The 9280-nt window shown below is 63.5% G+C and carries 9 protein-coding genes; 6 read left to right on the top strand and 3 right to left on the bottom strand.

Annotated features, from left to right (window positions below):
* Positions 1-227: 227 nt before the first annotated feature.
* Both QA643_RS29265 and QA643_RS29260 read left to right on the top strand, forming a co-directional pair.
* Complete coding sequence (locus QA643_RS29265) at positions 228-605, top strand: Hpt domain-containing protein (RefSeq protein ID WP_283029128.1); 378 nt, start codon at positions 228-230, stop codon at positions 603-605.
* Positions 606-743: 138 nt separating this feature from the next.
* A complete protein-coding gene (locus tag QA643_RS29260) occupies positions 744-1064 on the top strand; it encodes a 2Fe-2S iron-sulfur cluster-binding protein (protein WP_283029127.1) in 321 nt (106 codons plus the stop codon).
* A 54-nt stretch (positions 1065-1118) separates the two neighbouring features.
* Here QA643_RS29260 and QA643_RS29255 read toward each other — a convergent pair whose 3' ends face one another.
* Complete coding sequence (locus tag QA643_RS29255) at positions 1119-1574, bottom strand: acyl-CoA thioesterase (RefSeq protein ID WP_283029126.1); 456 nt, start codon at positions 1572-1574, stop codon at positions 1119-1121.
* A gap of 159 nt (positions 1575-1733) precedes the next feature.
* On the opposite strand from QA643_RS29255, the gene QA643_RS29250 reads away from it, so the two are divergent.
* Both QA643_RS29250 and QA643_RS29245 read left to right on the top strand, forming a co-directional pair.
* Positions 1734-2762, top strand: a complete 1029-nt coding sequence (locus QA643_RS29250) for an NAD(P)/FAD-dependent oxidoreductase (RefSeq protein ID WP_283029125.1) — start codon at positions 1734-1736, stop codon at positions 2760-2762.
* A gap of 127 nt (positions 2763-2889) precedes the next feature.
* Positions 2890-3504, top strand: coding sequence for a DUF2147 domain-containing protein (locus tag QA643_RS29245; RefSeq protein WP_283029124.1), 615 nt, complete (start codon positions 2890-2892; stop codon positions 3502-3504).
* Here the strand turns inward: QA643_RS29245 and QA643_RS29240 are convergent.
* Both QA643_RS29240 and QA643_RS29235 read right to left on the bottom strand, forming a co-directional pair.
* Positions 3501-5492 carry a hypothetical protein gene (locus QA643_RS29240; RefSeq protein WP_283029123.1) on the bottom strand — a complete coding sequence of 664 codons (1992 nt, stop codon included), beginning with the start codon at positions 5490-5492 and terminating at the stop codon, positions 3501-3503. The genes QA643_RS29245 and QA643_RS29240 overlap by 4 nt on opposite strands.
* A 96-nt stretch (positions 5493-5588) precedes the next feature.
* A complete protein-coding gene (locus tag QA643_RS29235) occupies positions 5589-6644 on the bottom strand; it encodes a YbhN family protein (protein WP_283029122.1) in 1056 nt (351 codons plus the stop codon).
* 384 nt (positions 6645-7028) lie between these two features.
* Here QA643_RS29235 and QA643_RS29230 point away from each other — a divergent pair, with 384 nt between their 5' ends.
* Both QA643_RS29230 and QA643_RS29225 read left to right on the top strand, forming a co-directional pair.
* Positions 7029-7535 (top strand): ferritin-like domain-containing protein, encoded by a 507-nt coding sequence (locus tag QA643_RS29230; RefSeq protein WP_283029120.1) that lies wholly within the window; start codon positions 7029-7031, stop codon positions 7533-7535.
* A 230-nt stretch (positions 7536-7765) separates the two neighbouring features.
* Entirely contained in the window at positions 7766-9154 is a 1389-nt protein-coding gene (locus tag QA643_RS29225; protein ID WP_283029119.1) for an MFS transporter, read from the top strand.
* Positions 9155-9280: the final 126 nt, after the last annotated feature.

The following is a 9280-nucleotide window of genomic DNA, read 5'->3' as shown; positions in this document are numbered from 1 at the left end:
TTAATACATTCTTAATCATCGTTAACAGCGCTCTTCAGCGCTGTCCCATAAGTTCTTCTAAATGCACAGATTTTTGGAACTGATACGGAAAACCCGTCTGATTACGGGCTAAAATGCGGCAAAATTGCGCCGGATTCTGAGAACGTTCCGTTAACCCCCGCATGGTTGCTTGTGGATGATTATGCCTCTCGAAGAATCAGTGCGGAGGGGCGAGCCGGACCCTTGCCATGCCGCTTCATCTCGAACGGGTAGAATGGATGCCATCGCCACCGCTGGCGCCCGGCGGCGGGCCGATCGATTTCGAACACCTTCAACGCATGACGCTCGGCGATGCCGGGATCGAGCAGGAAGTGTTGACGATGTTCTCGGCCCAATCAGCAAGACTGGTCCAGGCGCTCATGGTCCATCCCTCGGATGCAGGCGCGCTGGCGCACACGCTCAAGGGATCGGCCCGCGCGATCGGCGCTTTTGCCGTTGCCGATGCCGCGGAGCGGCTGGAGGCGGCGATCGCCGGCGGCACCGATCCATCGGCCGCGCTCGCAGGGCTTGGCGAGGCGGTCGCGGAAGCACGGGCCGTGATCGAAGGGTTTCTGCGCCGTTCCTGAGCAGGCAGCCGCCCCGGATCGGCCAAAATCCCGGTAAAATGCCGCCCCACCTTTTCGTCCCGACCGCTGGCGCTGGGTGGACCGACCCGTTATACGACTGCCGGGACCTCTCTCACGTATTCGGCAGCACGAGCGATCATGGCCAAAATCCACTTTGTCGACCACACGGGCGAAAAACGAACCATTGAAGTCGAGAACGGCGCGACCGTGATGGAAGCCGCGATCCGCAACGCCATTCCCGGCATCGAAGCCGAATGCGGTGGCGCCTGCGCCTGCGCGACCTGCCACGTCTATGTCGAGGAAGCCTGGCGCGAGAAGGTCGGCTCGCCGACGCCGATGGAAGAAGACATGCTGGATTTCGGTTTCGACGTGCGGCCGAACTCCCGCCTGTCCTGCCAGATCAAGGTGAGCGACGACCTCGACGGCCTCGTGGTCTCGACGCCTGAACGGCAGGCCTAAAGTCCCAAAGCGACTTCAGCGCGATCCGGCGCTGGCGGCGTCAGCATTGCCACGTCATGTCAGTATGGCTCCGCGGCGAATCCAGCGCTGGAAGTTTGCCAGGATCTCCGGCGTCAGTGCTGTCGGCTTGCGCGTGGCTTCATCGAGCAGCACCGATACCGATTGCGCCGAGGCGACGCATTGGCCTTCGGAGAACACCACCTGATCGAAGGTGACGGAGGTGCGGCCGAATTTGACGACGCCGAGGCCCAGTTCGATGGTGCCGGGCCAGCGCAGTTCGGCGCGGAAGTGGATGTCGAGCCGGACCATGATCCAGGCAAAGCCGTCCGGCATCAGCCCGTAGCTGCGATCCTTCATCAGTGTCACGCGGCCGGTTTCGAAATAGGTCGCATACACCGCGTTGTTGACGTGATGGTTGGGATCGAGATCGGCAAATCTCACATTGTCCGACAGGCGATAGGGATAATCCTCCAGACGCGGGGTCACGTCGGGACGCAAGGGGGCGTTCACGGGGCCATCTCCAAAAAACTCGCTCCCTTACAGCCGACTTGTCGAGCGGCGGCAAGGGTTTGCCGCCGCAGCGAGCACTATATTATGGCTTTCCTGATGCCGCCGGGTTGGCTAGACAGGTGCGGCTTTCCCGACAGGTTCAACCGAAAAGAAGCTGACATGAGCGAAGCGATCAAAACCGATGTGCTGATTATTGGCGCGGGTCCGTGCGGCCTGTTCGCCGTTTTCGAACTGGGCCTGCTCGACATGAAGGCGCATGTGGTCGACATCCTCGACAAGATCGGCGGCCAGTGTGCCGAGCTCTATCCGGAAAAGCCGATCTACGACATTCCCGGCATTCCCTTCGTCACCGGCCAAGGTCTTACCGACGCGCTGCTCGAGCAGATCAAGCCGTTTCATCCGGCCTTCCATCTCAACGAGATGGTGGAGACGATCGAGAAGATCGGCGATCCCGCCTTTCGCGTAACGACCGATGCGGGCAAGGTGTTCGAGTGCAAGGTGGTGGTGATTTCCGCGGGCGGCGGTTCGTTCCAGCCGAAGCGGCCGCCGGTGCCCGGCATCGAGGCCTATGAAGGCGCCTCTGTGCACTACGCCGTGCGCAAGATGGAGCAGTTCCGCGACAAGAGCATCCTGATCGTCGGCGGCGGCGATTCCGCGCTCGACTGGACGCTCAATCTGCATCCGCTTGCCAAGCGCGTGACACTGCTGCACCGGCGCGACGAATTCCGCGCCGCGCCGCACAGCGTCGAGCAGATGCGTGCGCTGGTGGCTAGTGGAAAGATGGACCTGAAGATCGGTCAGGTTACCGCGCTCGAAGGCGAGGGCGGCAAGCTCTCTGCAGCCGTGATGAAGGGCAACGATAACGCGATCTCGAAGATCGAGTGCGATACGATGCTGCCGTTCTTCGGACTGACCATGAAGCTCGGCCCGGTCGCGAACTGGGGCGTCGCGCTGGAGAACAATCTGGTGCCGGTCGACACCGCCGCGTTCGAAACCAACATTCCCGGCATCTTCGCGATCGGCGACATCAACACCTATCCCGGCAAGCTCAAGCTGATCCTGTCCGGCTTCCACGAGGGCGCGCTGATGGCGCAGAAGGCGCACCGCTACGTCTATCCGGAGAAGCGGCTGGTGTTCCAATACACCACGTCGTCGTCGAGCCTGCAGAAGAAGCTCGGCGTCAACTGAATCCCAAAACAAGACAGTTCGCCTCGCGGGCGCGCGCCGGGAACACCCGGCAATCGTCGCTGGAACCGTCCGCGAAATGGCCTTAGTCTGCGCCCATTCATTTAGAGGGTTTGATCAGGTGATGACGATGCGCAAGCTGGCCGGATTTCAACTGATACTTCCGATCGTGTTTGGGCTCGCGTTTGCCAGCGAACTGGCCGCGCAGCCCGTGGAACCTTCCGCGGCCGGGTTGTGGCAGAAGGTCGAGAAGGGCAAGCCGGTCGGCTGGTTCCTGGTGGTCGATCGCAACGGCGCCTATGAGGGCGTGTTTGCCAAGCTGTTTCTCGAGCCCGGCGATCCGCCGAATCCGACCTGCGCGAAATGCACCGACGATCGGAAGGATGCGTCCTGGCTCGGGATGTCCTTCATCCGCGACATGAAGCGCGACGGATTGAAATACGAGAACGGCAACGTGCTCGATCCGCGCGATGGCAAGATCTACAAGGCCAAGATGACGCTCAGTGCCGATGGACAGACGTTGACGATGCGCGGCTATCTCGGCATCTCGCTGCTCGGCAGGGATGAGGTCTGGACGCGATTGCCGGACACGGAGCTAGCCCAGGTCGATCCCGCGATCATCGCAAAATATCTGCCGGCGCATGCCGCGGCGATGAAGCCGCCCACGGTTCCGGCGAAGACGCCTGCGGTCAAGAAGGCTGTCACCCCGGCGCCAGCACCTGCTGCGCCGGCGCCCGCGCGCTAATTGAGTCCGGTTCTGCCGGGTGGCCGCGGCACGTCCGGCGCCACCGGGATCGGCGCAGCCGGCTGCGAGGTGACTTCAGGCACGGCCGCATCGAGCTGCAGCACGGCGGCGGCGGCCGGCACCGCGGCGTCAGCCATCGCGGCGTGGCCCTCGGCGCTCGGATGCACCGCGCCGCCATAGACTGCCGACAGCACGCCCCAGGTCGCGTCATGGATATCGGACGGCTGCTGCGACGTCGGCAGGCCCTGCGGATAGGTCATCGCGGCGAAGTAGCTGTCATTGGCATCGCGGATCCAGCGGGCGCGCGGCAGATAGGCGCGATACTCGCCGGCGCTGCGGCCGCACAGCATCGGCTGGCTCGCGGCCGTGACGATATCGGAATCGAAACTGTCGCCCCTCGCCGAGAAGCACTGCCGGTCGAATTCGGGATCGTTTTCGGCGCGCGCGCAGAAGCCGTGGTTGGCAAAGGCCATCTGGTGGCCGTCGACGAAGGTCATGCGGTCGGCGCGCGGATTGCGGCACAGGATGCCGCCCTCGCAAAGCGCCAACGCCCGCAGCTGCGGCAGGAATTCGTTTTCGACGAAACTGGAGACGGCGGCGAGGCGCTGCGGCTGCGCGTTGAAGGAGGGATGAATGTCGAAGCCGGCGCGTCCGCCCGGGCAGGGCGCGCCGCCATTGGCCAGCGTCGGATTGGCGTAGGCAGTGTAGACGACCCGTGACAGGTCGCCGCCGACAAGGGGCTTGAGCGCCTCGCGAAGCTTGGCAAAGCCCTGCGGCAGGTCCCGCGCCATCGCACTGCGTGCATCGTCCACAGAGGCCATCACGCCGCTGCGCCGGAACAGCGTGCGCTCGGTCGCGGTATCCACGATGACGTCGGCGACGAGGCCTGAAAAATAGATGTCGTTGGCGCCGATCGACAGCAGCACCAGATCGAGCTGGCGATCCGCTTGCCGGCGTTTTGCGGCGCCAACGGCTTCACGCAGCTCGGCGAGTTGCCCGTTGACCGTGCCCTGGCACGCGCCGCTGCCGGATTTCGACGGCAGGCAGTCGCGGGCGCGCTGCGAGCCGAACAGGCCATCGGCGATGGTGGCGCCGGTGCAGGCCAGCGGCAGATAGGTCACGGCGATGTGCGGATATCGGATGGCGAGCGCCAGCGCCGTGCGCGTCTGGTAGCTGTAGAGCGAGCGGTGACAGGCCGGGTTGAACCAGAGCGCGCTTTGCCGTTGCCAGACTGCGAGCGAATCGGGCGCCTCGCAGGCGCGTCCGCCCTTATAGCCCGCGCGGCTCGGCCGATAATATTGCGCAGCCGCCGTTCCGAGATAGGAGCGGAAGCAAAAGCCTTCATCGGCGAGCGCCACCGGCCGGTCCGGATTGCCTTCGCCGGAAGCGATGCTGTCGCCGAGGCCGGCAATGAAGATGTCGCGCACCGCGATCTCGGTGAAGACGCGCTGGCTGCCTTCCGAGCTCGATACGTCGGCGGTCACCACCGTGGTGCGGCCGTAACGGACGCGGAGGTTGACCGGCTCGGCGCAGTCGAAGGCGGACGTCTGCGGGCCGTCGCCATCATCGACCGTCCACGCGCAGGTCGCGCCGACCGGCACGGGTCCGGTCAGGCGGATCACGACAGGATGATCGATCGGTGTCAGGTAGCTTTCCTTGACGTTGTCGCGCGTGCAGGGCTCGCTGACGCGGCCGGCGAGATCGATGCAGAGGCGGTTCACGGTGTTGCGCGCCCAGCCGCGGCCGTCGCTCTGAATCGCCAATGCCTGCTCGGAAGCCAGCACGCTGCGGCCGCGCCCGGTCTCGGCGTGCAGCAGGAAATCCCGCTCCTCGCGGAACAGGCGGAAGCGGTTGCGCACTTCCCAGGAAATCTGCAGCGGCCCGTAGCCGCCGGCGGTCTGGGCTTGCGCCGCGGACGTGAACGCGCCTGATAGCGCGCCGGCAATCAGCGCAGCCGACAGCATCAAAGTAGAGAAAATTCCAGCCATGGCGCCGTTTGACGTTAGCGGTAAGGCAGAAATAAGAGAATGAGGCAGCTTCGCCACAAAAGACCAGCCGCCGCAGATAACGACGCCGTTACCGGCTCACGGCTGCCGGCCTTTGATCATCTGCCGCACCCGAGCCTTGGCGGTACAGGCCTGGGCGAGCCGGCGGCGTTCCTGCCAGGGTTGTATCAGACTGAGCCAGACTTCGCGCGCTCCCATGATCGAAATCGAGATGCCGAACGGGATCAGGAAGTACAGGATCCGGAATACGACCAGTGTCGCCAGCAACTCTTCCCTGCCGAACTGCGGCAGCGCCACCAGCATCGCGGCGTCGAATACGCCGATGCTGCCGGGCGCGTGGCTGGCAAAGCCGAGCAGGGTTGCGAGGATGAAGACCACCGCCAGCGACACGAAGTCGATATACGGCGTCATCGGCATCAACAGATACATGGCGAGGGCGCAGAAGCCGAGATCGACCACGCCGATCAGGACCTGCAGCAGCGTCAATCGGGCGGAGGGCAGCACGACCTTCCAGCCGTTCTGCCCGAGCTCGCGCCGCCCTTCGCCCGTGAGCAGCCAAACGAAATAGGCGCCGATGCCGGCGAGGCAGCCAAGGGCAATCAAGCGGTTCATGGCTGACGGCAGCAAGTCCATCGCCGATGCAGCCTCGGGGTGCCAGGCCATGCCGATACCGAGCACGAACAGATTGCCGAGCCAGAAGGTCAGCCCCGACAGAAAGCAGATTTTGGCGACGTCGATCGCGGTCAGGCCGTAGTCCGAATAGATCCGGAACCGGATCGCGCCGCCGGTAAAGACGGTGGCACCGATGTTGTGACCGATGGTGTAGCTGGTGAAGCTCGACATCGCCGCGATGCGATAGGGAACGTGGTTCTTGCCAATGGTTCGCAGCGCGAAGAAATCATAAAGGGTCAGTGTGCAAAATGCGCCGACCACGCACAGCGCCGCCAGCGCGATGCGATGCGGGGCGATGTCGGTCAGGGCCGTGAGAATAACCCCGGTGTCGACCCCCTTGAGGGTGCGCACCAGATGGGTGATCGCAAGCGCTATGATGAGAAGACTCGCGGCGATTCCCAGCCGTTTCCAGCCAATCTTCTCCTTGAAGCCACGCCGGAGCGCGGTCAGCAGCCGATGCATTCATCCTCCCGGCGGGGCGGCAAAACATAGAGATGGGCCTGTCACGCAAGCGACAGTCGACGGTCAGAGGCACCGTGCGCGAAATCCATAAGCCAAAATCGGGCCCTTGTGCAGCCCTTGACAAACATGGCTTTTGGCTTCGTTCGACGCCTTTGTCATACGCCCCACATATGTCGCCACGTTAACGATTTTGAGTCGCAAGGAGGTCCGTTCCGCGGGCCGTTTTTGCCGCAGTTTCCCGCTCGTTCCATCGCGGCGTTTTCGAGGCCTTAGGAACATCCTTTTCGGGGGCCGGTTAGTTTCTGATCAGCATCGAACAGCGAGCGCGCCGTGCCGGGCAGGACAGCTGCGCCTTGCGTGTTCCCCCAACAAAGGATCATGGCAATGGGACTCTTCACCAAAGACATCAAGACGATGAACGACCTGTTCGTCCATCAGTTGCAGGACATCTATTACGCCGAGAAACAACTTGTGAAAGCGCTGCCGAAAATGGCGGAAAAGGCTACCGACAAGCAGCTGAAGCAGGGCTTTTTGAGCCATCTCGATGAAACCAAGACGCATGTGCAGCGTCTCGAAGAAATCTTTCGCATGCACGGCGCCCAGGCGAAGGCGGTCGATTGCCCGGCGATCGACGGCATCATCGAGGAAGCCGACGATGTGGCCGGCGAGATCGCGGACAAGGATGTGCTGGATGCTGCGTTGATCAATGCAGCGCAAGCCGCCGAGCACTATGAAATCACCCGCTACGGCAGCCTGATCGCATGGGCGCGGCAGCTCGGGCGCAACGACTGCGCCGCCATCCTGCAGCAGACGCTCGATGAGGAAAAGACGGTCGACAAGAAGCTGACCTCGCTGGCCGAGGGCAAGGTCAACCTGCGCGCCGCAAGCTGATCGCTCGCCCGCGTTGAGACAAAAAGCCGCGCGAGGGCCTCTTCCCTGCGCGGCTTTTTCGCGCCAGCGGCCGGCTGCACCCACACTTCGAGCTTTGACGAAGTGTTTTGTTGAAACGGACACCAAATTAACGGCGTTGCCCCCTGAAGGGTGAAGCCATGACAAACCTATCTTCCGGATTGAGACCGGTTCCGGCGGGCGGAGCGTCGACCCGTTCCGAGGCCGCGCCGATGGCGAGCAGGTTCGCAGCGTCGCTGACGCTCGCCGCGATGAGTCTCGGCTATGGCGTCGTTCAGCTCGACGTCACCATCGTCAATACCGCCCTCAATGCCATCGGCATTTCGCTCGGCGGGGGCGTTACCGAACTGCAATGGGTGGTGAGCGCCTACACCATCGCCTTTGCGGCTTTCATATTGACGGCCGGCGCGCTCGGCGATCGGATCGGCGCCAAGCGGGTGTTCATGGCGGGCTTTGCCATGTTCACGGCGGCCTCGGTGGCCTGCGCGCTGGCGCCCAATGCCACGGTGCTGATCCTGGCGCGCTGCGTTCAGGGATTGGCCGCGGCCATTCTGGTGCCGAATTCACTGGCGCTGCTCAGCCATGCCTATGGGGAAGAAAAGGCGCGCGGGCGCGCCGTCGGCATCTGGGCCGCGGGCGCCAGCCTTGCGCTAACGGCCGGTCCGTTCGTCGGCGGCGCGCTGATCGCGCTGGTCGGCTGGCGCTCAATCTTCCTCGTCAATCTGCCGATCGGCCTTGCCGGCCTGTACCTCGCCTGGCGTTTTGCCGACGAGACGACGCGAACGGCGGAACGCGAGATCGACTTGCCTGGCCAGATCGCCGCGATCGTGGCGCTCGGCTCGCTCGCCGGCGCGATCATCGAGGCCGGCTCATTGGGCTGGAATCATTCGCTCGTGATCGCAGGTTTCGCCGTGGCTGCGGCCTTTGCGGCCCTGTTCGTATGGCGCGAAGCGCGAGCGGCGCAACCGATGCTGCCGCTCGCATTATTCAGAAACCGGATGTTTGCTCTGACATCGCTGATCGGCCTGCTGGTCAATGTCGCGATCTACGGATTGATCTTCGTGCTCAGTCTCTACTTTCAGCAGATCAACGGATTGTCGGTATTCATGACCGGGCTCGCGTTTGTGCCGATGATGGGCGCGGTGCTGCCGGTCAATCTGATCGCCCCGCGGCTGGCCGAACGTATCGGTGCGCCGGCCACGATTGCGGTCGGTGCGCTGCTCTCGGCAGCCGGATGTCTTGCGATGCTCGGAATCGAGGCCGGCACCAGCTACTGGTTGATCTGCCTGCAATTGATCGCGCTGAGCACCGGTCTCGGATTGCTGGTGCCGCCATTGACATCGACGCTGCTCGGCAGCGTGGAAAAATCGCGTTCGGGCGTGGCCGCAGGCGTGCTCAACGCGACCAGGCAAACCGGCAGCGTGCTTGGCGTCGCCTTGTTCGGCTCACTGGTCGGCCGCTCCGGTGCGTTCATGGGCGGCCTGCACGCCTCGCTGGGGATTTCGGCCGGCGTATTGCTCGCGGCTGCCGCCGCGATCTGGTGGGGCGGATCGGCGGTAACCGATCGGAAAGGATACTTCGCTCGAAGCGAAGCTCGTTGACGTTCCCGCACATTGATCTCGGCGGCCGGCGTGGGCCGCCGGGTGGGGTATTCATTCACCATCCCTGCAACTGGGCCGCGAAGGTTACGCCAAATATACCAATGGGAATGCTGTTACAGGCCATGG

Source organism: Bradyrhizobium sp. CB3481 (assembly GCF_029714305.1).
In the GTDB taxonomy this organism is placed as follows: Bacteria; Pseudomonadota; Alphaproteobacteria; order Rhizobiales; family Xanthobacteraceae; genus Bradyrhizobium.
The sequence above is the reverse complement of the archived record's forward strand: the minus strand, read 5'-3'. Positions and strand labels throughout refer to the sequence as shown.

Coding starts and splice junctions, on each gene's coding strand:
- QA643_RS29260 (WP_283029127.1), top strand. CDS start 744: ATGGCCAAAATCCACTTTGTCGACCACACGGGCGAAAAACGAACCATT.
- QA643_RS29240 (WP_283029123.1), bottom strand. CDS start 5,492: ATGGCTGGAATTTTCTCTACTTTGATGCTGTCGGCTGCGCTGATTGCC.
- QA643_RS29265 (WP_283029128.1), top strand. CDS start 228: ATGCCGCTTCATCTCGAACGGGTAGAATGGATGCCATCGCCACCGCTG.
- QA643_RS29225 (WP_283029119.1), top strand. CDS start 7,766: ATGGCGAGCAGGTTCGCAGCGTCGCTGACGCTCGCCGCGATGAGTCTC.
- QA643_RS29245 (WP_283029124.1), top strand. CDS start 2,890: ATGCGCAAGCTGGCCGGATTTCAACTGATACTTCCGATCGTGTTTGGG.
- QA643_RS29235 (WP_283029122.1), bottom strand. CDS start 6,644: ATGCATCGGCTGCTGACCGCGCTCCGGCGTGGCTTCAAGGAGAAGATT.
- QA643_RS29230 (WP_283029120.1), top strand. CDS start 7,029: ATGGGACTCTTCACCAAAGACATCAAGACGATGAACGACCTGTTCGTC.
- QA643_RS29250 (WP_283029125.1), top strand. CDS start 1,734: ATGAGCGAAGCGATCAAAACCGATGTGCTGATTATTGGCGCGGGTCCG.